We start from the raw sequence: 22,563 nt of genomic DNA, 5'->3' as shown, positions 1-22,563 counted from the left end.
CGGGCGCCTCTTCCTTCGTACGGCTGCTTGCGGGACTGCGTACGGCACAGGGGGGCAGGCAGACGCTACTGGCGGCACCGGCGGCCCGCAGCGGCGGTTCCCGCCTATGTGCGCGGGCCCCCGCGGGCTTCGAACTGGCGGGCGGGCCAGCGCGTTTGGGCCCGTGGGCGGCTTCTGCCCGGGTGCGGGGGCCGGTGCCGGGTCCTTCTTTCACACCCCGTGTGAGCTCTCGCTCCCCAGCAGCCTCATGCGCGGGGTGCGCCCGGTGGCCGGGTCCCGACGGGTGGCGGCGGCCCGGCCGCCGCCGAGTTGACGGTGCTCCCGGCCGGTGGTGTGCTCACAAGTCCGGTGTGACAGCCGCGCGTTGTGGGGGACGCCATGCGGGAGGACATCGCCAGGGGGCCGAGCTTCGCGGAGCTGCGCCCGTACAAGAGCGCCACCGAGGGCGAGCCGGGGCGGCGGACGGTCTTCCCCGTCCACCCGGACCTGGTGGACCTGCTTGCGGCGGAGAAGGGGCCGCCACGGACGGCGGGTCCGGTGCCGCACACCATGGCGACCTGCGCGGCGTACGCGTACGCGGGGTTCGGGAACGAGGGGGACCCGGAGACCGTCGCCATGATCATGTCTCGGCTCGGCCTGGAGGAGAACCGCTGCCGGGTCTTCGAGCAGCGCGTGGACGCCATGTACATCGCGTCGGCCGCGTACCTGATCCAGGACAAGGACCGGCGCGTGGTGGTCCTCTGCTACCGCGGCACCCAGCCCGAGGACATCATCAGCATCCTCACGGACGCCGACGTACGGCCCGAGACGCTCACCGTGGAGCTGGCGGGCGAGCGCCACCAGGTGCACGCGGGCTTCTACCGCAACATGCGGGCGACCCGGCACCTGATCATGCAGGCCCTGGCCCGGGCCGCGCGCGGCGAATCCGTCGACCCCCGCGAGAAGGGCGTGCGCGGCGAAGGGATGGAGGCGCTGTACATCACCGGGCACAGCCTCGGCGGCGCGATGGCCGCACTGATGGGCGTCGCCCTGGTCCACGAACCGCGCTACGCCGAGATCGCCGAACGGCTGCGGGCCGTCTACACCTTCGGCCAGCCGCTGCTGGGCGGGCCGGACTTCGCCGACGCCTGTGCGCGGGCCACGAACGACCGCGACGAGCACGTCCTGCGCGACCGGCTGCTTCGCTACATCTTCGACCGCGACGTGGTGCCCGCCCTGCCGCCCCGGCCGGTCGGCCCCTACGCCCCCTTCGGCCGCGAGTTCCACTACCGCAGGCCGCGCGGTACGGCGGAAGGGGCGCTGGCGTTCGCGGCGGAGACGGCGATCGACGCGGTCTCGCTGCCGGGCGACCTGATGCGCGGGCAGCTGCGCCGGATGGCGGGCCGCAGGGCGCGGGCGGCGGGGCGCTCGCTGTCCGCGCTCGCGCGCGGGGCGGGCAGCGGCGGCGGCTGGTCCGAGGTGCGCGATCCGGGGCTGCACTACCCGCAGATGGACAGCCTCGCGGGGCTCGCGGTGGTGGCGCCTCTGGCGTTCTTCGCGGCCCGTCTCGCGCTGACGCGGTCGATCCCGTTCACGTACTCCTTCGAGGACCACGGGCCGGGCCACTACGTCAACGCGCTGGCTCCGCCGGGGGTGTTGAGCGAGTACGGGGACGTGCGGTGACCGGCGGTCCGCGCCTGTCCGGCTACTCGATGAAGGTGCCGTCGACGTACACCCACGCGCCGTCGAGCCGCTCGAAGCTGCTCTTCTCGTGCAGGGAGTCCGGGCGGCCGCCGTCGGAGTAACGGGCCCGGAAGGTGACCGTGCCGGTGGTGTGGAAGGCGGTGCCCTCGGTGGTCGCGCCGATCTCCAGGCCCGTCCAGCGCAGCGCCGGGTCGAACTCCACGCGGGGCGGCCGGGTGCGCGGATGCCAGGTGCGCAGCAGATAGCCCTCGTCCCGCACGGCGAAGGCGCTGTAGCGGGAGCGCATCAGCTCTTCGGGGGTGCTCGCGGCGGCCTCGCCCCGGTGCAGCCTGCCGCAGCACTTCTCGTACGGGCGGGGGTGCCCGCAGGGGCAGGGCGTGGGGGTGGTGGGGCGTGCGGCGCGTCGGGACATGGGGCCCATTCTCGCCGACCGGGCGAGGCGGGTCCGGCACGGGGCCCGGCCTCGCGGACGGCTTCAGGGAGGCGGCCTCAGGGGGCGAGGATGTCCAGCTCCTCCAGGGCGCCCAGGGCGATCTGCCGGGTCAGCGCCTCCGCGCGGGCCGCGTCGCCCTCCCTGACCGCCTCCGCGACCTTGACGTGCAGGGTGACGGCGGGCGGGTCCGGGTCCTCGAACATCACCTGGTGCGCGGTACGGCCGGTCAGGACCTCCGCGACGACGTCGCCGAGGCGGGCGAACATCTCGTTGCCGGAGGCGTTGAGGATGACCCGGTGGAAGGCGACGTCGTGCCGCAGGTAGCCCTCCAGCTGGTGTCCGCGCGAGTGGGCGACCATGCCGAGCGCGCACTCGGTGAGTTCCGCGCACTGCGCCGCGGTGGCGTGCCGGGCGGCGAGCCCCGCCGCGACCGGCTCGACCGCGGACCGCAGGACGGTGAGCGAGCGCAGCTGCCGGGCCCGGTCGGCGCCGGCCAGCCGCCACCGGATGACCTGCGGGTCGTAGACGTTCCACTCCTCGGCGGGCAGCACGGTCACGCCGACCCGGCGGCGGGACGCGACCAGGTGCATGGATTCCAGGACCCGGACCGCCTCCCGCATCACCGAGCGCGACACCTCCAGGCGCTGGGCCAGCTCGTCGGTGCGCAGCACGCTGCCCGGCGGGTACTCGCCGGCGGTGATGGCGGGCCCGAGGCTTTCCAGTACGCGGGAGTGCAGCCCTCGGGCCTGTGCGGTCATGACGGAAGCCTACGAGGAGCGACACGTGAACAATAAGTCAGACTTTTATGTCACAGGCTCTTGAATTCGTCAGACCTAATGGGTTTCAGTGACGTGAACAACCGACCGATGTCGATGAGGACAGCGAGGCAGGCAGCGATGAGCACCCCCCACGTCGTCGTAGTCATGGGCGTGGCAGGAACCGGCAAGACCACGATCGGCCCCCTGCTCGCGGACCAGCTCGGCGTTCCGTACGCCGAAGGCGACGACTTCCACCCGCCGGCGAACATCCGGAAGATGTCCGCCGGTACGCCGCTCACCGACGACGACCGGTGGCCCTGGCTCGACGCCATCGGCGCCTGGGCGCACGGGCGGGCCGGTCTCGGCGGGGTGGTCAGCAGCTCGGCGCTGAAGCGCAGCTATCGCGACCGGCTGCGGGCCGCGGCTCCCGGCGTCGTCTTCGTCCACCTGACCGGTGACCGGGCCCTCATCGAGGACCGGATGTCGCACCGGCAGGGGCACTTCATGCCGACCGCGCTGCTCGATTCGCAGTTCGCCACGTTGGAGCCTCTCGGCTCGGACGAGGTGGGCGTCGGCGTCGACGTCGCCGGGTCCCCGGAGGAGATCGCCGACCGGGCGGTCGAGGCGCTCGGTCGACTCGGCTGAGTGCTCCCGCCGGAGGTTCTCTCGCTGCGGGCCGCATGTGGCCGGTCGCGCAGTTCCCCGCGCCCCTGACGGGGCGCACCCCGCACCACGTACAAGGAACCCACCGTGACTCATCTCAGCGTCGAGATGCTGGCGGCGGACCCCGTCGAGCCGATCACCTCGGCGGGCCATGCCCAGCTGGGGATCGCCGTCCTCGCGGGCATCGCCGTCATCGTCCTGCTCATCACCAAGTTCAAGCTGCACGCGTTCCTCGCGCTGACCGTCGGGTCCCTCGCGCTCGGGGCCTTCGCGGGCGCGCCGCTCGACAAGGCCATCACCAGCTTCACCGGCGGGCTCGGCACCACCGTCGCAGGCGTCGGTGTGCTCATCGCCCTCGGCGCCATCCTCGGCAAACTGCTCGCCGACTCCGGCGGCGCCGACCAGATCGTCGACACGATCCTCGCCAAGGCGGGCGGGCGCGCGATGCCCTGGGCGATGGTCCTCATCGCCTCGGTGATCGGACTTCCGCTCTTCTTCGAGGTCGGCATCGTCCTGCTGATCCCGGTCGTCCTGATGGTCGCCAAGCGCGGCAACTACTCGCTGATGCGGATCGGCATCCCGGCCCTCGCCGGTCTCTCCGTGATGCACGGACTGATCCCGCCGCACCCCGGCCCGCTCGTCGCGATCGACGCGGTCAAGGCGAACCTCGGCGTCACGCTGGCGCTCGGCGTCCTCGTCGCCATTCCGACGGTGATCATCGCCGGCCCGCTCTTCTCGAAGGTCGCCGCCCGCTGGGTGGACGTTCCCGCCCCCGAGAAGATGATCCCGCAGCGCCCCTCGGAGGATCTGGAGAAGCGCCCGGGATTCGGCGTCACGGTCGCCACCGTGCTGCTGCCGGTCGTCCTGATGCTGGCCAAGGCGCTGGTGGACATCGTGGTCGACGACCCCGCGGCCACCGTGCAGCGCGTCTTCGACGTCATCGGCTCTCCGCTGATCGCCCTGCTCGCGGCGGTCGTCGTCGGAATGTTCACGCTGGGCCGTGCGGCCGGGTTCACCAAGGAACGGCTCTCCACGACCGTCGAGAAGTCGCTCGCCCCGATCGCGGGCGTGCTGATGATCGTGGGGGCGGGCGGCGGCTTCAAGCAAACGCTCATCGACATCGGCGTGGGCCAGATGATCCTGGACTTCTCCGAGGACTGGTCGATCCCGGCGCTGCTCCTGGCCTGGCTGATCGCGGTCGCCATCCGGCTCGCGACGGGTTCGGCGACGGTCGCGACGATCTCCGCGGCCGGTCTCGCGGCGCCGCTCGCCGCCGACATGTCGACCGCGCACACGGCCCTGCTCGTGCTCGCCATCGGCGCGGGTTCGCTCTTCTTCTCCCACGTCAACGACGCCGGTTTCTGGCTGGTGAAGGAGTACTTCGGGCTGGACGTCGGGCAGACGGTGAAGACGTGGTCGGTGATGGAGACGATCATCTCGGTGGTGGCGGGAGGGCTTGTCCTCCTGCTGTCACTGATCATCTAGCGGCCGGGGCGCGTTTCAGCCCGTCCGGCGCTTGAGGACGGACTCGGCGGAGCCGGTGATTCACCGAGCTCCGTGCGTCCGCCTCACGCCCCCGGTGACGAGGACGCCTTCTCCAGCTGGAACGCCTCGTTGCCCAGCCCGATGCGCGCGTGCGCCTCGGGGCTGCGGGAGCGCAGGAACGCCCCGTGGAGGACGCCGATCAGCGCCGCGGCGAAGATGACTCCGGGCAGCGCCCAGCTGAGCGTGGAGCCCTCGCCCGCGCCCACCAGGACGTCGAAGTCCCTGACCGTGTACCCGGCGATGATCAGCAGTCCGACCGCGGCGAGCGCGGCGGCGGCGATGCGCCAGGCCTGGGCGCGGGCGGCGCCCCTGCGGGCGAAGAAGACGATCACGGCGACGGACGCGGTGGCCATCAGGAGGATCACGCCGAGCGCGCCGATGTTGCCGCCCCAGGTGAACAGGTGCAGGACCGGCGCGGTCGGGTCGCCCGCCGTGCCGTCGTCCGCGACGGCGAAGGCCACGACGACGACCACCGAGACCACGGTCTGCAGCAGGGAGCCGGTGCCCGGGGCGCCGGTGGAGGTGTTGGTGCGGCCGAACGCGGCGGGCAGCAGCCCCTCGCGCCCCATCGCGAAGGCGTAGCGCGCCACGACGTTGTGGAAGCTGAGGATCGCCGCGAACATGCCGGTCACGAACAGTACGTGGAGCACGTCGGTGAAGGTGCCGCCGAGCCGGGACTCGGTCAGGCCGAAGAGCAGTCCCGCGCTCTGTTCCCGCGCCGCGGGGACGATGCCGGAGGGGCCCGCCGCGACCGTGAGCGCCCAGGAGCTGAGCGCGAAGAAGACGGCGACGAAGCCCACCGCGAAGAACATCACGCGCGCCACCACGACCTGCGGGCGGCTGGTCTCCTCGGCGTACACGGGGGCCTGTTCGAAGCCGGTGAACGCCGCGATGCAGAAGCAGAGGGACGTGGCGACGCCCGCGCCGGTGAGCGTGTCCGGGTTGAAGGCGTGCAGCGAGAGTCCCTCCTTGCCCGGGTCGGTGACGGCCGCGATGTCGAAGATGACGACGAGCGCCACCTCGATGAGGAGCAGGACGCCGAGCACGCGCGCGTTGAGGTCGATCTTCAGCCAGGCGAGGACGGCGACGAGGGCCACGGTGACGAGCGCCGGGATCCACCAGGCGACGTCGACCTCGAAGTACGTCTTCAGGAGCCCGGACACCTCGAAACCGAGCAGTCCGTACAGGCCTGCCTGCAGGGCGCTGTAGGCGACGAGCGCGACCAGCGCCGCGCCCGCTCCCGCGGTGCCGCCGAGGCCGCGGGATATGTACGCGTAGAAGGCGCCGGCGTTGTGCACATGACGGCTCATCTCGGCGTATCCGAGGCTGAACAGCGCGAGGACGACGCCGAGGATCAGGAAGAGCAGGGGCTGTCCGACGACGCCCATCACGCCGTACGTGGTGGGCATGACGCCCGCGACGACCATCAGGGGGCCGGTCGCGGCGAGCACGGAGAGCAGCAGGCCCGCGGTGCCGAGGCGGCCCGCGCGCAGCGCCCGCTCCTGACCCTTGTACGTGCTGATCCCGCTGTCGGCCGCCGGGCCGCCGGGTGACCTGGTGCCGCTCGGGCTCGAACTTCCCTTCGCCATGGCGCGGTTGTCCTTTCGGAGGTACTGATCGGGGGACGGACGGCGGGTCAGGACGGGCCGAACGCGGTGGCCCGCGCCGCGGTGAACGCCGCGTACGGGTCCCGGTCCGGGTACGACCAGGGGGCCGGGGTCGCGTGCCGTCCGATGCGGTGGAAGAGCGCGGCGGCTTCGGCCGCCCTGCCCTCGCAGGACTTCGCGTGGGCAAGGAAGTTGAGGTCGATGTGGCAGCGGGGGTGGCCGGGGCCTTCGGGGCCCTCCCGTCCGAGCCACCAGTCGAAGGCGGCCTTCATGACGCCGCGGGCGCGCCGTCCGGTCCAGTGCCCGGACGCGGCGGGGTCGGCGGACTCCAGGCCCGCGGTGGCGAGGACGCGGTAGCGCTCGGCGTGCGCGACGACGGGCAGGACCGCGAGGGGCGAGTCGGCGGGCGCCTGTTCGGCGGCCCAGGCCGCGAAGTCGTACACCTCGTGCAGGGGGTCCTGGCCCGCGCCGGGGCGCCGTTCGGCGAGCCGGGCCACCATCAGGTGGTGGGCGTGGTGGTGTTCGGGGTGGCGGTGGCGGACCTCGTCGAAGAGGCGTACGACGTCCTCCTCGCGGCCCAGGAAGCGTTCGAGCAGGAGGAGCGCGAGCCAGGGCGTGGGGTCGGCGGGAACGCGCGCGGCGGCCTCGCGGCACCGCTCGCGCACCCGGTCCGAACGCTCCTTGCCGCGCAGCGCCTTGTGCACGGCGGCGAAGGCGAACAGCACCTCGGCGTCGTGGCTCTCGGGTTCGGCGAGCCGCCAGTCGCGCGCCCAGGCGCTGGTGGTGGGCTCCTGTCCGAGCACGTCGAAGCGGTGGCCCCTGCGGTCCCAGTCATCGCCGGTCGCGGCGAGCAGCGCACGGACCCCGGTCCAGCGGCCCTGCGCCAACGCGGCGCGAGCAGCGGCGAGTTCGGCGTCGTCGAGCGCGGCGTCGAAGGTGTGCCTCGTGGCTTTTCTGCGGGAACGGCCCAGTGGGGGTGGGGGTGGTGGCACCGCGGGACGTCCCTCCCGGCGCGGCTCGCGTACGGATGATCACGCACAGCAAACCGGTAGGCACTGCTCCACGTCAAGGCCCGCCGCCGGTACCGCCTTCACCAACTCGTTTCAGAATCCGCAGACTTCGCCCTTCGCCCGGCCCGGCCCGGTCCGGCGTGCGCGGGCTCAGTCCACCGCGCGCGCGGCGGCGCGGCCCGCCGTGCGTCCGGAGAAGAGGCAGCCGCCGAGGAAGGTGCCCTCCAGCGAGCGGTAGCCGTGGACTCCGCCGCCGCCGAACCCGGCGGCCTCCCCGGCCGCGTACACGCCGGGCAGGGGCTGCCCGCCCTCGGTCAGGACGCGCGAGGAGAGGTCCGTCTCCAGGCCGCCGAGGGTCTTGCGGGTGAGGATGTTGAGGCGCACGGCGACGAGCGGGCCCGCGGCGGGGTCGAGGATGCGGTGCGGCGCGACGGCCCGGATCAGCCGGTCGCCGAGGAACTTGCGGGCGCCGCGGATGGCTGTCACCTGGAGGTCCTTGGTGAAGGGGTTGGCGATCTCGCGGTCGCGCGCGGTAAGGGTGCGGCGCAGGGCGGCCTCGTCGATGAGGGGGCCCGCCGAGTCCGCCGTCAGCGCGTTCATGCCGCGCACCAGGGCGCCGAGCTCCTTCTCCACGACGAAGTCGACGCCGTGGTCCATGAACGCCTTGACGGGGCCCGGGACATCGGCGCGCGCCCGGTCGATGACGCCGCGCACGGACCTGCCGGTCAGGTCGGGGTTCTGTTCCGAGCCGCTGAGGGTGAACTCCTTGCCGATGATGCGCTGGTTGAGCACGAACCACGTGTGGTCGTACCCCGTCCTCATGATGTGGGCGAGGGTGCCGAGCGTGTCGAAGCCGGGGAACAGCGGCACGGGCAGGCGGTCGCCGCGCGCGTCCAGCCACACGGACGAGGGGCCCGGCAGGATGCGGATGCCGTGCCGCTCCCAGATGGGGTTCCAGTTCTCGATGCCCTCGGTGTAGTGCCACATCCGGTCGCGGTTGATGAGGTGCGCGCCGGCCTTCTCGGCGATGCCGAGCATCTTGCCGTCGACGTGCGCGGGCACCCCGGAGATCATCTTCCGGGGCGGGGTGCCGAGCCGCTCGGGCCAGTGGGCGCGCACCAGGTCGTGGTTGCCGCCGATGCCGCCCGAGGTGACGATCACCGCCTGGGCCCGGAACTGGAAGGCGCCGTTCACCGCGCGGCTGCTGGCCTTGCCCCGCTCGACCGCCGAGGGTTCGAGGATCTCGCCGGTGACCGTGTCGACGGTGCCCGCGCTGCGCGCGAGCCCCGTGACGCGGTGCCGGAACCTGAACTGGACGAGGCCGCGCGCCGCCCCGGCGCGCACCCGCCGGATGAACGGCGCGAGCAGCCCGGGGCCGGTCCCCCAGGTGATGTGGAAGCGCGGCACCGAGTTCCCGTGCCCCTGCGCGTCGTAGCCGCCGCGCTCGGCCCAGCCGACCACGGGGAAGAACCGCACGCCCTGCCCGTGCAGCCAGGACCGCTTCTCGCCGGACGCGAAATCGACGTACGCCTCGGCCCATTCGCGCGGCCAGTGGTCCTCCGGACGGTCGAATGCCGCCGTGCCCATCCAGTCCTGGAGGGCGAGCGCGTGCGAGTCCTTGATCCGCAGCCGCCGCTGCTCGGGCGAGTCGACGAAGAAGAGGCCGCCGAAGGACCAGTGCGCCTGGCCGCCGAGCGACTGCTCGGGCTCCTGGTCGACGAGGATGACCCGGCGCCCCGCGTCGACGAGCTCCGCGGTCGCCGCGAGTCCGGCGAGCCCCGCCCCGATCACGATCACATCTGCGTCGTACGCCATGTAGCTCGTCCTCCTCGACAGGGTCCCGCAAGGTTACCGACCGGTCAGATCCCGGACAGGTCAGATCCTGAACAGCCGAGTGACGCACGTCAACCGACAGAGCGGGGGAACTCGTCAAGATCCGGGGAGCGGCGCGCGGGGATCGCCGCTATCGTCGGCCAAGTCGCGCTTTGCCACCCCGGCTTGGCCCCTCCTCCCCCACCCACAGGTATGTGACGTGTCGGTCCTGGTACTCGCCCTCGCCGTCGGCGCCGCCTGCTGCCTCGGCCTGGGCTTCGTGCTCCAGCAGAACGTGGCGCGCAGGGCGCCGCTGAGCGACTTCCTCTCGCTGCGGCTCCTCCTCGACCTGGTACGGGTGCCGCGCTGGCTGGCCGGGATCGGCCTGATGGTGTGCGGCATGGTGCTCGGCGCGCTCGCGCTCGGCCGCGGGGAGATCTCCTTCGTCGAGCCGCTGCTCGCCACCCAGCTCCTGTTCGCCCTCGCGCTCTCCCGCCGGCAGACCGGGCAGCCGCTCGGCCGCCAGGGGTGGGCGGGTCTGGTGCTGCTCGCGGGCGGCGTCACGGCGTTCATCGTGGCGGGCGAGCCGCGCGGCGGGAACGCGGTGACCAGTCCGCTGCGGCACTGGCTGATCGTCGGCGTGATGGTGGGCGGGGCGCTGGTCCTCACCGCGTGGGCGAAGCGGACGCGGCTCGGCGCGGGGCCGGTGCTCCTGGCGACCGCGGCGGGGCTCCTCTACGGCGTGCAGGACGCGTTGACGCGGGTGAGCGGCGACCGGTTCGCCGAGGGCGGCGTGGCCGAGGTGCTCACGGGGTGGCAGCCGTACGGAGTGCTCGTCCTCGGCGTCACGGGGCTCGTCCTCGTGCAGAGCGCCTTCGAGACGGCGCCGCTGCGGATGTCGCTGCCCGCGCTCACGGCCGCGCAGCCGCTGGCCGGGATCGCGTGCGGGGTGGGCTTCCTCGGCGACCGGCTGCGGACCGACACGGGTGCGCTCGCCTGGGAGGCGGCGGGGCTCGCGGCCATCGTGGCGGGAGTGGTGCTGCTGGGGATGCACCCGGCGATGCCGGGGCACGGCCGGGGGCCCGTGCGGGAGCTCAGCCGGCGCTGAGGCCGCCGCCGACGCGTTGCCGCGTCGCGTCGCCGTCGACCACCTTGCCGTTCATCACCGGCTTCGCCGGGTTCGTCCTCGAACGCCGGACGGGCTGGACATGCGGATGCCTTGGACAGCCGTTTAATAATGGGCAGCATTACAATGGGTCCATGGCCCGAACCTCTGGTCCCCAGACCCGCGAGAAGCTCCTGCGCGCCGGCGAGGAGGTCTTCGCCGCGCAGGGCGTGGACGGCGCCCAGCTGCGGGACATCGTCCGGCTCGCCGGACAGAGCAACCCCTCCGCGGTGCAGTACCACTTCGGCTCGCGCGGCGGCCTGCTCGACGCCGTGATGGCGGAGCGCCAGCGCCGCACGGAACAGGTGCTCACCGCCGAACTCGAACGCGCCGGGGAGGCCGCGGCCGGTCTGCGCGAGCTGCTCACCGCCCTGGTGAACGCCGAGGCCACCGAGTTGCGCACCGAGCGCGGACGCCGCTGTCTGCGCATCTCCGCCCAGCTCAGCCACGAGAGCGGGGTCCGCACCCGCACCCCGCACCCCACGCTCGACGGCACCGCCTACTGGACGCTGATCGGCCGGATCGAGGACCGCGTGGCCGACCTGGCGCCGGGGCTCCCGGAGCCGCTCCGCCTGGAACGGCTCGATCTCGCGCTCACCGTGATCGGCGCCGCCCTGGGCGACCGCGCCCGTCAGTACCTGGCGGGCACCACCCCCCTGACCGGCGAGGACCTCTTCCTCGCCGACCTCGTCGAGACCACCGCGGCGCTGCTGCGGGCCCCGTACCCCACCCCTGGAGACACCCCATGACCCAGCACGACCTCACCGGCCGGACCGTCATCGTCACCGGCGCCGCGCGCGGGCTCGGCGCCGAGGCGGCGCGGCAGGCCGTCACCGCCGGAGCGAACGTCGTCCTCACCGACGTGCTCGCCGACGAGGGCCGGGCCACCGCCGCCGAGCTGGGCGAACGGGCCCGCTTCACGCACCACGACGTGACGTCCGAGGAGGACTGGCGGCGCGTCGCCGACTACGCGGTCGCCGAGTTCGGCTCGCTCCACGGCCTGGTGAACAACGCCGGGATATCCACCGGCCAGTTCCTCGAGTCGGAGTCCGTCGAGCACTTCCGCAAGGTCCTCGACATCAACCTCACCGGCGTGTTCATCGGCATGAAGACCGTCGTGCCCGCGATGAAGGAGGCCGGGGGCGGCTCGATCGTCAACGTCTCCTCCGCGGCGGGCCTGATGGGTCTCGCGCTCACCGCCGGGTACGGCGCGTCGAAGTGGGGCGTGCGCGGGCTCACCAAGATCGGCGCGGTGGAGCTCGGCACGGCCCGGATCCGGGTCAACTCCGTCCACCCCGGCATGACGTACACGCCGATGACCGCCCAGGTCGGCATCGAGAGGGGCGAGGGCAAGTACCCCAACACCCCGATGGGCCGGGTCGGCGAGGCGCACGAGATCGCGGGCGCCATGGTCTTCCTGCTCTCCGACGCGGCGTCCTACGTGACGGGCGCGGAGCTCGCCGTCGACGGCGGGTGGACGGCAGGGCCCACCGTGCAGTACGTCATGGGGCAGTGAGGTTGGATGGTCGGCATGACCGACTCCGCCGCGACACCGGCCGACCCCCGTGACGAGATCCTGACCGTCGTCGACGAGCACGACGAGGTCGTCGGCGAGGCGCCGCGCGGCGAGGTGTACGCGCGGGGCCTGCGCCACCGCTGCGTGTTCATCGAGGTGCGGGACGCCCGGGGCCGGGTGTTCGTGCACCGCCGCACGCCGGTCAAGCTGGTCTTCCCCTCGCTGTACGACATGTTCGTGGGCGGCGTGGTCGGGGCGGGCGAGTCCTGCGACGACGCGGCGCTGCGCGAGGCGCAGGAGGAGCTCGGCGTCCAGGGCCTGGCACGCCCCACGCCGCTGTTCTCCTTCCTCTACGACGACGGGGCCGGGCACTCCTGGTGGTCCTACCTCTACGAGGTGCGCTGCGACCTGCCGGTGAATCCGCAGGTCGAGGAGGTCGCCTGGCACGCCTTCCTCACCGACGACGAGCTGGAGCGCAAGCTCGGCGTCTGGGAGTGGGTGCCGGACGGGCTCGCCGCCCACCACCGGCTGAGGGCCTTCCGCGCGGGGTGATCACCACCGCCTATGGTGCGGGCGTGAGCAATTTCGTACGGAGTCTGCGGCTGTGGTTCGCCCCCGAGCGCGTCCGCGAGGAGGGCGACACCCCCGACTACCGCTTCTCGCTCGCCAACGAACGCACCTTCCTGGCCTGGCTGCGCACCGCCCTCGCGCTGATCGGGGGCGGCTTCGCCGTGGACCAGTTCCTGCCGGACCTGCGCTGGGCCTGGCGGATCGGCCTTGCCCTCGCGCTGCTCGGCGCGGGGGTCCTGTGCTCGCTGCGCGCGGTCAACCACTGGGTGCGGTGCGAGCGCGCGATGCGGCGCGGCGAGGACCTGCCGACCAGCCGGTTCCCGACCGTGCTGAGCCTGGCGGTCGCGGTGGTCGCGCTCGCCATGGTGATCGTCGTGCTGTTCGGGTGGGAGGGGTGACGCCGCCCGCTGAACAGCCCGGCGCGCGGCTCCGGGACCCGGGCCTGCAGCCCGAGCGCACGTGCCTGGCCTGGCGGCGCACGACGCTGTCGGCCACGGTCGCCGCGGTGCTCGCCGCGCGCGCGGTGCTGCACGGCGGGCCCACCGCGCCGAACGTGCTGGCCTGCGCCCTCTGTCTGCTGGTGTGGCTCGGCTTCCTGGCGGTCGCGCACCGCAGGATGGTCGGCCTGACGGCACGCGAGCCCCGGACGATGACGCTCCGGGCGGCCCGGACCGCCGCGCTGTGCACGCTCGCGCTGGCGGTGTGCGCGGCGGCGATGGTGGTGTGAGCGCCGACGGCGGTCCTGGCCCCCGGGTCAGTCCTCCCAGTCCACCGTCACCACGACCTTGCCGCGGGTGCGGCCCTCCTCGCTCAGGCGGTGTGCCTCGGCCGCCCGCTCCAGCGGCAACGTCTCGTCGACGTGCACGGTCACCACGTCCTGTTCCGCCAGTTCGGTCAGGCGCGCGAGATCGGCCGCGTCCGGGCGCACGAAGCAGTACTGGCCGCCCAGGCCGATCACCTCGCCGTCCGCGATCGACGCGAGGCGGCCGCCGGGCGCGAGGAGCGCGGCGGAGGCTCTGAGGGTGTCGCCGCCCACCGTGTCGAAAGCCGCGTCGACCCCCTCGGGGGCCAGCGCCCGCACCCGGTCGACGAGCCCGTCCCCGTAGGTCACCGGCTCGGCGCCCAGCTCGCGCAGGTAGTCGTGGTTGCGCTCGCTCGCGGTGCCGATGACGCGGGCGCCCGCGTGCCGGGCGAGCTGCACGGCGATCGAACCGACGCCGCCCGCAGCGGCGTGCACGAGGACGACGTCCCCCTCGGTCACCTTCAGCGCCTGCGTGAGGACCTGGTGGGCGGTGAGCCCGGCGAGCGGCAGCCCGGCGGCCTCCGCGAAGGTGAGGTTGCGCGGCTTGCGGGCGAGGGTGCGCACCGGGGCAGCGACGTACTCGGCGAAGGTGCCGCGCGAGAGGAAGTCCTCGCGCACATAGCCGATGACCTCGTCGCCGACGGCGAACTCCGGTACGGAGGCGCCCGGTTGGACCACCACGCCGGAGACGTCCCAGCCGGGGATCACGGGGAAGACGGGGTCGATGAGTCCGTCGAGGTGTCCCTCGCGGCACTTCCAGTCGACGGGGTTCACGGCCGCCGCCCGCACCTTCACCAGGACGGAGTCGGGCCCGACCTTGGGGTCGCTCACCTCCCCGTACTCGAGCACTTCGGGGCCGCCGTAGCTGCGGTAGCTGATCGCCTTCATGGGGTGCCCCTCACAGGGTCGCCGTCGCGGAGGTCATCGAAACATCAACAAGGTTCCCATAACGGAATTAAGCGGGCATCAGGGGCTAGCCTGAGAGGGTCAAGCCACTCTCCCGCAGCCACAGAAGGTGCGCGTCATGACCACGCTCCACCACGAACACCCGGTGCACGACCACGTCCACGGCCCGGCCTGCGGCCACCCCGAGGTGCCGCACGGCGACCACGTCGACTACGCGCACGACGGCCACCTGCACCGTCTGCACAGCGACCACTACGACGAGTGCGAGCCGTCCGGCCACACCGCGCACCAGGGCCACGACCACCGGCACGGGGACGGCTGCGGCCACGACGCGGTCACGCACGGCGACCACGTCGACTACCTCCACGACGGGCACCGGCACGCGGAGCACGACGGTCACTGGGACGATCACTGACCGCTCCCCCGGAGTCCGCCGGGGATCCGCGGGCCGGTCGTGACCGGTCGCGCGGGTCCCCGCGCTCCTTCACCGCCCGGTAGCCTCTGGACGGCATACCGACTGGTCGGCATCATGGGGTGGCAGCAGCCACCCCGCCGATCAGGAGCAGCAGATGAGCGCAGACCACCCGCCGGGCCTCGACCTCGACCAGTTGCGCGGCCACCTCGACCGCGAGCGTCCCGGCCTGGTCGGCGGACCGCTCACCGCCCGGCTCATCGAGGGCGGCCGGTCGAACCTCACGTACGCGGTGACGGACGGCGCCACCCGCTGGGTCGTCCGGCGGCCCCCGCTGGGGCACGTCCTGGCCACCGCGCACGACATGAAGCGCGAGCACCGGGTGATCGCGGCACTGCACCCGACCGACGTGCCGGTGCCCGCGCCGGTTCTCCTGTGCGAGGACGACGCCGTCATCGGGGCGCCCTTCTACGTGATGGAGTTCGTGGACGGAACGCCGTACCGCACCGCCGAAGAGCTCGCGCCGCTCGGCCCCGAGCGCACCCGCGAGGCGGTACTCGGCCTCGTCGACACCCTCGTCGACCTGCACGCCGTGGACCCGGCGGCGGTCGGGCTCGGCGACTTCGGGCGGCCCGAGGGATTCCTCGACCGGCAGCTGCGCCGCTGGGGCAAGCAGCTGGACGCGTCCCGCAGCCGCGAGCTCGCCGGCATCGACGAACTGCACGCCGCGCTCGGGCGCGCGCTGCCCGACTCCCCCGCGCCGGCCGTCGTGCACGGCGACTACCGCCTGGACAACGTCCTCATCGGCGACGACGTCCGGATCAAGGCCATCCTCGACTGGGAGATGTCCACGCTCGGCGACCCGCTCACCGACCTGGGCCTGCTCGTCATGTACAGCGCGAAGCTGGAGGTCCCCGACTCCCCCGTCAGCACCACCGCGGGCGCGCCGGGCCACCCCGACCCGGCCGAGCTGATCGAGCGGTACGCCGCGCGCTCGGGGCGCGACGTGTCGGCCGTCTCCTGGTACACGGCGTTCGCGTGGTTCAAGCTCGCCGTGATCCTGGAGGGCATCCACTACCGCTACACGCTGGGGCAGACGGTCGGCGCGGGCTTCGACCGCATCGGCGAGCTGGTGCCCGTCTTCATCGAGCACGGCCGCGCCACGCTCCGGGGACGGGCCCTCCGGGCACGACAGGAAGGCTGAGACAGAGCCATGGACTTCGCATTCGACGCCCGCACCGAAGAGCTGCGCGCGAAGCTGCTCGCCTTCATGGACGAGCACGTGTACCCGGCCGAGGCCGTCGCCGAGGAGCAGCGCGCCGCGCTCGCCTCGCCGTGGGGCACCCCCGCCGTGGTGGAGGAGCTGAAGGCCGAGGCCCGCGGGCTGGGCCTGTGGAACCTCTTCCTGCCCGACGCGGAGCACGGAGCCGGTCTGACCAACCTCCAGTACGCGCCGCTCGCCGAGATCACCGGCCGTTCCCCGCAGTTGGCGCCCACCACGCTGAACTGCGCGGCGCCCGACACCGGCAACATGGAGGTGCTCGCGCAGTTCGGCACCGACGAGCAGCGGAAGCGGTGGCTGGAGCCGCTGCTCGCCGGTGAGATCCGCTCGGCGTTCGCGATGACCGAGCCTGAGGTGGCCTCCTCCGACGCCACGAACATCACCACGCTCATCGAGCGCGAGGGCGACGAGTACGTCATCACGGGCCGCAAGTGGTACATCTCCGGCGCGATGAACCCCGACTGCCGGATCTTCATCGTGATGGGCAAGACCGATCCGGACGGCGCCGACATCCGCCGTCAGCAGTCCATGGTGCTCGTCCCCCGCGACACCCCCGGCCTCGAAGTGCGGCGCGCCATGCGGGTGTACGGGTACGAGGACCACTACCACGGCGGCCACGCCGAGATCGTCTTCGACCGCGTCCGGGTGCCCGTCGCGAACCTCGTCGGCGAGGAGGGCGGCGGCTTCGCCATCGCGCAGGCGCGGCTCGGCCCCGGCCGCATCCACCACTGCATGCGGCTGATCGGGATGGCCGAGCGCGCCATCCAGCTGATGTGCGAACGCGCGGTGGCGCGCACCGCGTTCGGCAAGCCGCTGGCGCACCAGGGCGTCGTGCAGGAGTGGATCGCCGACGCGCGGGTCGCCGTGGAGCAGCTGCGGCTGCTCGTCCTCAAGACGGCCTGGCTGATGGACACCGTCGGCAACAAGGGCGCGCACACGGAGATCCAGTCCATCAAGATCGCCACCCCGCGCGCGGTGGTCGACATCCTCGACCGGGCGGTGCAGCTGCACGGCGCGGGCGGCGTCAGCCAGGACTTCCCGCTGGCCGAACTCTGGGCGGCGGCGCGTACGTTGCGCCTGGCCGACGGGCCTGACGAGGTGCATCAGCGCTCGCTGGCGCGGCGGGAGCTGAGGAAGTACCGGTAGTCGCGGCTGCCCTCAGGCTTGTCCTCGCGTACCTTCTCCGGTCGTTCCCGCTGAGCCTAGCCTCGGCCGGAACGACCGGAGGGGCGGGGAAACAGGGTGCGCGAGACGCGGAGAGCGACGGAGCCGGAGACGGCGGCCCGGGCCGCCGCCGGGCGCGGGACACCCTCCACGGGCCTGGCCGCGCTGCAACGGCGCGCGGGGAACGCGGCCGCGGCGCACTGGGTGCAGCGCCGGACGGGCGGCCTGGACGGGCACTACGCCACCAGGCCCACCGAGCACCCCGAGTGGGGGCCGTACCAGAAGCTGACGAAGGCCGCGGGCATCCCCCAGGACGAGGCCGAGGCCGCCTGGCAGCTGCTGCTCGGCGGGGTCGACTCGCAGGGCGCGCTGAACGACGAGGCCACGGCGCGGACGAGCGACCGCCAGGAGCAGCGCGAGATCCGCGCGACGAACTCGTGGTACCAGGAGTTCGGCAGGCTCATGTCCGAGCACCTGCAGATCGGGACGCCCACGATGGCCCTGTGGGCGGGCGGCTACGAGACCAGTGAGTACGCCCACTCGAAGGGCCACACGCCGCTGGCGCGGACCCGGATCGGCAGCGTGCTCAACGTCCTGGAGCTGCACCCGGACTGGAAGCTGACGGGGCCGATGTGGAGCGTCGTGTCCAAGGCCTTCGTGGACCGCGCGACCGGCCCCGTGCACGTCTTCCTGCGGGCCTACGCCCCGGACAGCATCCTCATCCGTCTCGAAGTCCCCCACCTGCGCCTGGTGCAGCGCCTGAACCCGGACGTGAAGCTGATCTGGCATCCCGTGTACACCGCCGCCGACGGGCGGATGAGGGAGGTCTCGCGGGACTGCCGCCTCGTCGACAACGCGGAGTACGACAAGCGGGACACCTGCGTGGCCGCCCTCCACCAGTACCTCAGGCTGTTCCACGACGAGAGCAACACCAAGGCCACCGCCGCCCATCGGAGCATGGAGCAGCTGCTCGTCGCCAACGGCCACAAGGACGGCGTCTGAGGCCTGGCCGCCCGGTCGCCCGGCCCTCTCACCTCACGGCCGCAGCGCCCTCAGCAGCAGGTCCGCCAGGTGGTCGGCCACCTGCTGCGGGGTGAGCGGGCCCTCGGGCCGGTACCAGGTGGACAGGTGGTGGACCGAGCCGAAGTGGTAGTCCACCACCAGGTCCGCCGGGGTCGCCGTGGAGAAGACGCCCGACTCCTGGCCCTCCTCGATCAGGGCCCGGAACCGCTCGTGGTAGCGGCGCCGTTCGGCCCGTACCTGCTTGTTCTTCTCCGGGCTGAGGTGGTGCATGGAGCGGAAGAAGATCGCCGCGTCGTCGAGGTTGTCGATGGTGGTGACCACGACGTCCGCGGCGGCGTCGCGCACCCGCCGCTCCACGGAGGCGTCCGCGTCCGCGATGGCGTCGAGCCGCTCCTGCTGGACGCGGAGCATGCGGGCGTAGACCTCGTGCAGGAGGTCGTCCTTGGAGCCGAAGTAGTGGTAGAGCGCGCCCTTGGTGACGCCGGCGGCCTCCACGATCTCCTGCACCGACGTACGGTCGTAGCCGTGGTCGGCGAAGAGCCTGGTGGCGGCGGCCAGCAGGCGCTGCGGGACGGGTGTACCGTCACCGTCCGTCGTTCGGGCCATTGCCGCCACCTGCCTTTCGCGTCACTTGCCGTGCTGTGCCCGGGAACGCAGTTCCCGCCGGAGGATCTTCCCACTTGTCGTCTTCGGCAACTCCGTCAGGATCTCTATCTGCCGCGGATATTTGTACGCGGCGAGCCGCTCCTTGCAGTACGCGGCCAGTTCGTCGGGGCCGGTGCCGCTGTCCGGACGCAGGCTGACGTACGCCTTGACGGTCTCCCCGCGGTAGCTGTCGGGGACCCCGACGACGGCCGCCTCGCGCACGGCGGGGTGGCCGTAGAGGACGTCCTCGACCTCGCGCGGCCACACCTTGAAGCCGGACGCGTTGATCATGTCCTTCTTACGGTCGACGACGTAGAGCCAGCCCGCCGGGTCCATGAACCCGATGTCGCCGGTGCGCAGTTCGCCGTCGGGGAAGGCCTCGGCGGTGGCGTCGGCGCGCTGCCAGTAGCCGGGCACCACCTGCGGGCCGCGCACGGCGATCTCGCCCTGCTCGCCGAACGGGACCTCGCGGCCGAGGTCGTCCAGGATGCGTACGACCGTCTCGGGACCCGGGACGCCGACCGCGAGGGTGCCGGAGACAGGGTCGACGGGGGCCTGCTGTCCCGGCGGCACGGAGGCGCAGGGCGCGGTGCACTCGGTGAGGCCGTAGCCGTTGTGCAGGTAGGGGCCGAAGGCGGCGCGGAACTTCTCCACCAGGGCGGGCGGCAGTGGCGCGCCGCCCGAGGAGATCATCACGAACGAGGCGAAGTGCGCGCGCGTCGCCGCCGGGTGCGCGGCCAGCGCCATGAAGGCCGTGGACGGGCCGACCGTATAGGCGGGGCGGTGCTCGGCGAAGGCGTCGAGGACCACGCCCGCCTCGAAGCGGTAGGCGAGCGCGAGGGTGCCCGCGTTGGCGACGCAGGCCGCGATCTGGGCGACCATGCCGGTGATGTGGAAGAGCGGCGCCATCGCGAAGTAGCAGGCGCCTTCGGATATCCCGGAGCCGGTGCGCTGGCGCTCCGCGTTGTAGGTGATGTTGCCGTGGGTGTTCATGGCGCCCTTGGGGGCGCCGCTGGTGCCCGAGGTGTAGCTGATCAGCGCCACGTCGGACGGTCCGAGCTCACGGTCGGCGGGGGCCGCGAGGCCCCGGCGCGCGACCGCCACCAGGTCGTCGGCGTCGGCGGGCACCGGCAGGCGCTCGAAGTCGAGGACCCGGGTGTCGTTGCGCGTCTGGAGGTCGAGCTGGCAGGCGGTGAGGACGACGCGCACCGGCGAGTCGGCCGCGGTGTCGCGCAGATACGTCTGCCAGGCGCGGTCCGAGCAGATCAGCGCGGTCACTCCGGCGTCGGCGAGGACGTGGCCGACCTCCGCGGACTTGTACATGGGGTTGACGGGGACGACCGTCGCGCCCGCCTTCCACGCGCCGAGGAGCGCGAGCACGAAGTGCGGGGTGTTCTGCAGGAGGATCGCGACGCGGTCGCCGCGGGCGACGCCGCGCGCGGCGAGGTGCCCGGCGACGGAGTCGCTGAGGGCGTCCGTCTCGCGGTAGCTGAGGCGGCCGTCGAAGTAGGCGAGGGCGGTGTGCTCGGGGGCCCGCGCGACGGCGGCGCGGAAGGCGTGCGGCATGGAGGCGGCGGGGTGCACGGGGCCGCGCTGGGCGTCGTTGAGCCGGGCGAGCCAGGGCTTGGCCGCGTACGGGGACGCGGCGGGCGAGGAGTCGGTCACCGCTGCGTCGCCTCCCACTTCTGCTGGAGGTGGTTCATGCCGGTCAGCCACTTGTCGGGGGTCGCGGCGCGGGCCTGGCAGTAGGCGGCGACCTCGGGGTGCGGCAGGATCAGGAAGCGGTCCTCGGCCATGCCCGCGAAGAGCGCGGCGGCGACGTCGTCGGGCTCGATCGCGGTGGGCGTGAGCACGAGGTCGCCCGCGCTGCCGGTGGCGGCGAGCATGTCGGTGCGGACGCCCTGCGGGCAGATCGCGTGCACCTTGAGGCCGCGGTGGCGGTACGTGAGCGAGAGCCACTCGGCGAAGGCGTAGGCGCCGTGCTTGGTGACGCTGTAGGGCGCGGCGCCGATCATGGTGAGCAGGCCGGCGGCGGAGACGGTGGAGACGAAGCGGCCGCTGCCGCGCTCCAGCCAGTCGGGCAGCAGCGTGTGCGCCGCCCGTACGTGCGCCATCACGTTGACGTCCCAGGCCGCGGCCCAGACCTCCTCGGGCGCGGCCTCGCTGCCGCCGGAGCCGAGCCCCGCGTTGGCGCAGTACACGTCGACCGTGCCGCCGAGCGCGTCCCTGGCCTCGGACACGATCGCCGACGCGTCGCCCGGCACGGCGATGCCCCCCACCTCGTCGGCGACCGCCTCGGCCTTGGCGCCGTCCAGGTCGTTGACGACGACACGCGCCCCCTCGGCGGCGAACCGCCGCGCGAGCGCGGCCCCGATCCCGCCTCCCGCACCGGTGACGACGACTCCCTTGTCCAGCAGGGTCTCCACGATGGTTCTCCTTCGGCCCTCGGCTCGGCTTCCCCGGCAGACTAACCAGTCGGTATGTCGTGGCGAAAGGGGGGGCGCGGGGGGCGACCACCAATGGGCGGCGGCGCGCGGCAGGCGGGCAGCGGCAGACGGCAGGCCGCAGGCCGCAGGCCGCAGGCCGCAGGCCGCAGGCCGCAGGCCGCAGGCCGCAGGCCGCAGGCCGCAGGCCGCAGGCCGCAGGCCGCAGGCGAACCGACCTTGCTCCCTCGACAGCGCCCGACTCGCCGTCGGTACCTACCTCACCTCTCGCCGCCGACCTCGCGACGGGCGACCCCCGCATGCAGGATGCGGGCCAGTTCGCGCGGCTGGGAGAACATCGGCCAGTGCCCCGTGTCCATCTCGACGAGCCGCCAGCGCTCGCTCTTGAGCAGGTCGGCCACGTCCTCCATCGGCTCGTCCCCGTCGAGCAGGCACTTGATGTACGTCGCGGGCAGCTCGCCCAGCGGGCGTTCGAGGACGGCGGGGTCGGTGAGGGTCGCGCCCGGGTGCGGTGTCGCGCCGCTCGCGATCCGGGCGACCTGTTCGCTGTCGAGACCCTGACCGTCGAACTCCGCTGCGTTCAGGGGCACCCAGAAGCCGTCGTCCTCGGCGAGCCGCGCCTCGAACGCCGCCTCGCCCTGCCACCACAGGGAGGCGAACGACTCTCCGTCCACGGGGACGTTGCCGTCGACGAACACGACATGGGCCAGCCGGTCGCCGATCCGCTCCGCGGCCTGGCCGACGGGGATGCCCGCGTAGCTGTGCCCGACGAGGACGACCTCCCGCAGACCGAGGCGCTCGACCTCGTCGACGACGTCCTGGACGTGCGTCTGCGGTCCGACCGTCACGTGCTGCTTGTCGGCGAGGCCGGAGAGGGTCAGGGGGTGGGCACCGTGTCCGGCGGCCCGCAGCTCCCCGGCCACGTCCTCCCACGCCCACGAGCCGAGCCACGCGCCTGCCACCAGGATGAAGTCAGCCATGACGTCGAAGCTACACGCCGCCGTCCGGGTGGGGCAGACCCCACCGGGAGGGCGGGTGCCCGCCGGATGACGCCGCCCGCGGACCGGCGGGTCTCAAGGTGCGAGACGGCCCGTCCCAAGTATTGACTGCCCCCTACATCCAC

23 protein-coding genes are annotated in these 22,563 nt (G+C 72.9%); 13 read left to right on the top strand and 10 right to left on the bottom strand.

The window, feature by feature from the left end; translation table 11 throughout:
* Nucleotides 1–378: 378 nt before the first annotated feature.
* Nucleotides 379–1,662 (top strand): lipase family protein, encoded by a 1,284-nt coding sequence (locus ACZ69I_RS30935; protein ID WP_470835871.1) that lies wholly within the window; start codon nucleotides 379–381, stop codon nucleotides 1,660–1,662.
* Between the two features lie 22 nt (nucleotides 1,663–1,684).
* Here ACZ69I_RS30935 and ACZ69I_RS30930 read toward each other — a convergent pair whose 3' ends face one another.
* Together ACZ69I_RS30930 and ACZ69I_RS30925 are read right to left on the bottom strand one after the other, a co-directional pair.
* Nucleotides 1,685–2,095 carry a YchJ family protein gene (locus ACZ69I_RS30930; RefSeq protein ID WP_470835870.1) on the bottom strand — a complete coding sequence of 137 codons (411 nt, stop codon included), beginning with the start codon at nucleotides 2,093–2,095 and terminating at the stop codon, nucleotides 1,685–1,687.
* A gap of 77 nt (nucleotides 2,096–2,172) precedes the next feature.
* A complete protein-coding gene (locus ACZ69I_RS30925) occupies nucleotides 2,173–2,874 on the bottom strand; it encodes a FadR/GntR family transcriptional regulator (RefSeq protein WP_470835869.1) in 702 nt (233 codons plus the stop codon).
* 138 nt (nucleotides 2,875–3,012) lie between these two features.
* Here ACZ69I_RS30925 and ACZ69I_RS30920 point away from each other — a divergent pair, with 138 nt between their 5' ends.
* Both ACZ69I_RS30920 and ACZ69I_RS30915 read left to right on the top strand, forming a co-directional pair.
* Nucleotides 3,013–3,519 carry a gluconokinase gene (locus ACZ69I_RS30920; RefSeq protein WP_470835867.1) on the top strand — a complete coding sequence of 169 codons (507 nt, stop codon included), beginning with the start codon at nucleotides 3,013–3,015 and terminating at the stop codon, nucleotides 3,517–3,519.
* 105 nt (nucleotides 3,520–3,624) lie between these two features.
* Nucleotides 3,625–5,022, top strand: coding sequence for a GntT/GntP/DsdX family permease (locus ACZ69I_RS30915; RefSeq protein ID WP_470835865.1), 1,398 nt, complete (start codon nucleotides 3,625–3,627; stop codon nucleotides 5,020–5,022).
* Between the two features lie 83 nt (nucleotides 5,023–5,105).
* Here ACZ69I_RS30915 and ACZ69I_RS30910 read toward each other — a convergent pair whose 3' ends face one another.
* The 3 genes from ACZ69I_RS30910 to ACZ69I_RS30900 form a co-directional block, all read right to left on the bottom strand.
* A complete protein-coding gene (locus ACZ69I_RS30910) occupies nucleotides 5,106–6,671 on the bottom strand; it encodes an APC family permease (protein ID WP_470835864.1) in 1,566 nt (521 codons plus the stop codon).
* A 47-nt stretch (nucleotides 6,672–6,718) separates the two neighbouring features.
* Entirely contained in the window at nucleotides 6,719–7,681 is a 963-nt protein-coding gene (locus ACZ69I_RS30905; protein WP_470835862.1) for a hypothetical protein, read from the bottom strand.
* Between the two features lie 168 nt (nucleotides 7,682–7,849).
* A complete protein-coding gene (locus tag ACZ69I_RS30900; protein WP_467680709.1) occupies nucleotides 7,850–9,514 on the bottom strand; it encodes an FAD-binding dehydrogenase in 1,665 nt (554 codons plus the stop codon).
* A gap of 217 nt (nucleotides 9,515–9,731) precedes the next feature.
* On the opposite strand from ACZ69I_RS30900, the gene ACZ69I_RS30895 reads away from it, so the two are divergent.
* From ACZ69I_RS30895 to ACZ69I_RS30870, 6 genes are all read left to right on the top strand, one after another.
* The gene (locus tag ACZ69I_RS30895) at nucleotides 9,732–10,619 is read left to right on the top strand and encodes a DMT family transporter (protein WP_470835861.1); all 888 of its coding nucleotides are present in this window, start codon (nucleotides 9,732–9,734) and stop codon (nucleotides 10,617–10,619) included.
* Nucleotides 10,620–10,771: 152 nt separating this feature from the next.
* Nucleotides 10,772–11,425, top strand: coding sequence for a TetR/AcrR family transcriptional regulator (locus tag ACZ69I_RS30890; protein WP_470835860.1), 654 nt, complete (start codon nucleotides 10,772–10,774; stop codon nucleotides 11,423–11,425).
* Nucleotides 11,422–12,192, top strand: a complete 771-nt coding sequence (locus tag ACZ69I_RS30885) for an SDR family oxidoreductase (protein ID WP_470835859.1) — start codon at nucleotides 11,422–11,424, stop codon at nucleotides 12,190–12,192. Before ACZ69I_RS30890 ends, ACZ69I_RS30885 begins: the two co-directional genes overlap by 4 nt.
* Nucleotides 12,193–12,207: 15 nt before the next feature.
* Nucleotides 12,208–12,744, top strand: coding sequence for an NUDIX hydrolase (locus tag ACZ69I_RS30880; RefSeq protein ID WP_470835858.1), 537 nt, complete (start codon nucleotides 12,208–12,210; stop codon nucleotides 12,742–12,744).
* A gap of 23 nt (nucleotides 12,745–12,767) precedes the next feature.
* On the top strand, nucleotides 12,768–13,160 hold the full coding sequence (locus ACZ69I_RS30875) for a YidH family protein (RefSeq protein WP_467680699.1): 393 nt from the start codon (nucleotides 12,768–12,770) through the stop codon (nucleotides 13,158–13,160).
* Nucleotides 13,157–13,489, top strand: coding sequence for a DUF202 domain-containing protein (locus tag ACZ69I_RS30870; RefSeq protein ID WP_470835856.1), 333 nt, complete (start codon nucleotides 13,157–13,159; stop codon nucleotides 13,487–13,489). Before ACZ69I_RS30875 ends, ACZ69I_RS30870 begins: the two co-directional genes overlap by 4 nt.
* A 27-nt stretch (nucleotides 13,490–13,516) precedes the next feature.
* On the opposite strand, the gene ACZ69I_RS30865 is transcribed toward ACZ69I_RS30870, so the two are convergent.
* Nucleotides 13,517–14,452, bottom strand: a complete 936-nt coding sequence (locus tag ACZ69I_RS30865) for an NADP-dependent oxidoreductase (protein WP_470835855.1) — start codon at nucleotides 14,450–14,452, stop codon at nucleotides 13,517–13,519.
* A 136-nt stretch (nucleotides 14,453–14,588) separates the two neighbouring features.
* Here ACZ69I_RS30865 and ACZ69I_RS30860 point away from each other — a divergent pair, with 136 nt between their 5' ends.
* The 4 genes from ACZ69I_RS30860 to ACZ69I_RS30845 all read left to right on the top strand — a co-directional run bounded on the left by ACZ69I_RS30860 (nucleotide 14,589) and on the right by ACZ69I_RS30845 (nucleotide 18,330).
* Nucleotides 14,589–14,885 carry a hypothetical protein gene (locus tag ACZ69I_RS30860; protein ID WP_467680693.1) on the top strand — a complete coding sequence of 99 codons (297 nt, stop codon included), beginning with the start codon at nucleotides 14,589–14,591 and terminating at the stop codon, nucleotides 14,883–14,885.
* 154 nt (nucleotides 14,886–15,039) lie between these two features.
* On the top strand, nucleotides 15,040–16,086 hold the full coding sequence (locus ACZ69I_RS30855) for a phosphotransferase family protein (protein WP_470835853.1): 1,047 nt from the start codon (nucleotides 15,040–15,042) through the stop codon (nucleotides 16,084–16,086).
* 9 nt (nucleotides 16,087–16,095) lie between these two features.
* Complete coding sequence (locus ACZ69I_RS30850) at nucleotides 16,096–17,310, top strand: acyl-CoA dehydrogenase family protein (protein WP_470835851.1); 1,215 nt, start codon at nucleotides 16,096–16,098, stop codon at nucleotides 17,308–17,310.
* A gap of 96 nt (nucleotides 17,311–17,406) precedes the next feature.
* A complete protein-coding gene (locus tag ACZ69I_RS30845) occupies nucleotides 17,407–18,330 on the top strand; it encodes a hypothetical protein (RefSeq protein ID WP_470835850.1) in 924 nt (307 codons plus the stop codon).
* A 33-nt stretch (nucleotides 18,331–18,363) separates the two neighbouring features.
* Here ACZ69I_RS30845 and ACZ69I_RS30840 read toward each other — a convergent pair whose 3' ends face one another.
* The 4 genes from ACZ69I_RS30840 to ACZ69I_RS30825 all read right to left on the bottom strand — a co-directional run bounded on the left by ACZ69I_RS30840 (nucleotide 18,364) and on the right by ACZ69I_RS30825 (nucleotide 22,420).
* Complete coding sequence (locus ACZ69I_RS30840) at nucleotides 18,364–18,957, bottom strand: TetR/AcrR family transcriptional regulator (protein ID WP_467680685.1); 594 nt, start codon at nucleotides 18,955–18,957, stop codon at nucleotides 18,364–18,366.
* Between the two features lie 21 nt (nucleotides 18,958–18,978).
* Nucleotides 18,979–20,661: a class I adenylate-forming enzyme family protein gene (locus tag ACZ69I_RS30835; RefSeq protein ID WP_467680683.1), complete on the bottom strand. Its 1,683-nt coding sequence runs from the start codon at nucleotides 20,659–20,661 to the stop codon at nucleotides 18,979–18,981.
* Complete coding sequence (locus tag ACZ69I_RS30830) at nucleotides 20,658–21,425, bottom strand: SDR family oxidoreductase (protein ID WP_470835917.1); 768 nt, start codon at nucleotides 21,423–21,425, stop codon at nucleotides 20,658–20,660. The genes ACZ69I_RS30835 and ACZ69I_RS30830 overlap by 4 nt, the downstream gene beginning before the upstream one ends.
* Nucleotides 21,426–21,700: 275 nt before the next feature.
* Nucleotides 21,701–22,420 carry an alpha/beta fold hydrolase gene (locus tag ACZ69I_RS30825; protein ID WP_470835848.1) on the bottom strand — a complete coding sequence of 240 codons (720 nt, stop codon included), beginning with the start codon at nucleotides 22,418–22,420 and terminating at the stop codon, nucleotides 21,701–21,703.
* Between the last annotated feature and the right edge of the window lie 143 nt (nucleotides 22,421–22,563).

This window comes from Streptomyces sp. NPDC036815 (assembly GCF_055609205.1).
This window is presented reverse-complemented; position numbering and strand designations above follow the sequence as displayed.

Excerpts from the sequence above, each read along its gene's own strand:
- ACZ69I_RS30935 (WP_470835871.1), top strand. The coding sequence starts at position 379 with ATGCGGGAGGACATCGCCAGGGGGCCGAGCTTCGCGGAGCTGCGCCCG.
- ACZ69I_RS30930 (WP_470835870.1), bottom strand. The coding sequence starts at position 2,095 with ATGTCCCGACGCGCCGCACGCCCCACCACCCCCACGCCCTGCCCCTGC.
- ACZ69I_RS30925 (WP_470835869.1), bottom strand. The coding sequence starts at position 2,874 with ATGACCGCACAGGCCCGAGGGCTGCACTCCCGCGTACTGGAAAGCCTC.
- ACZ69I_RS30920 (WP_470835867.1), top strand. The coding sequence starts at position 3,013 with ATGAGCACCCCCCACGTCGTCGTAGTCATGGGCGTGGCAGGAACCGGC.
- ACZ69I_RS30910 (WP_470835864.1), bottom strand. The coding sequence starts at position 6,671 with ATGGCGAAGGGAAGTTCGAGCCCGAGCGGCACCAGGTCACCCGGCGGC.
- ACZ69I_RS30900 (WP_467680709.1), bottom strand. The coding sequence starts at position 9,514 with ATGGCGTACGACGCAGATGTGATCGTGATCGGGGCGGGGCTCGCCGGA.
- ACZ69I_RS30890 (WP_470835860.1), top strand. The coding sequence starts at position 10,772 with ATGGCCCGAACCTCTGGTCCCCAGACCCGCGAGAAGCTCCTGCGCGCC.
- ACZ69I_RS30885 (WP_470835859.1), top strand. The coding sequence starts at position 11,422 with ATGACCCAGCACGACCTCACCGGCCGGACCGTCATCGTCACCGGCGCC.
- ACZ69I_RS30880 (WP_470835858.1), top strand. The coding sequence starts at position 12,208 with ATGACCGACTCCGCCGCGACACCGGCCGACCCCCGTGACGAGATCCTG.
- ACZ69I_RS30865 (WP_470835855.1), bottom strand. The coding sequence starts at position 14,452 with ATGAAGGCGATCAGCTACCGCAGCTACGGCGGCCCCGAAGTGCTCGAG.
- ACZ69I_RS30860 (WP_467680693.1), top strand. The coding sequence starts at position 14,589 with ATGACCACGCTCCACCACGAACACCCGGTGCACGACCACGTCCACGGC.
- ACZ69I_RS30855 (WP_470835853.1), top strand. The coding sequence starts at position 15,040 with ATGAGCGCAGACCACCCGCCGGGCCTCGACCTCGACCAGTTGCGCGGC.
- ACZ69I_RS30850 (WP_470835851.1), top strand. The coding sequence starts at position 16,096 with ATGGACTTCGCATTCGACGCCCGCACCGAAGAGCTGCGCGCGAAGCTG.
- ACZ69I_RS30840 (WP_467680685.1), bottom strand. The coding sequence starts at position 18,957 with ATGGCCCGAACGACGGACGGTGACGGTACACCCGTCCCGCAGCGCCTG.
- ACZ69I_RS30825 (WP_470835848.1), bottom strand. The coding sequence starts at position 22,420 with ATGGCTGACTTCATCCTGGTGGCAGGCGCGTGGCTCGGCTCGTGGGCG.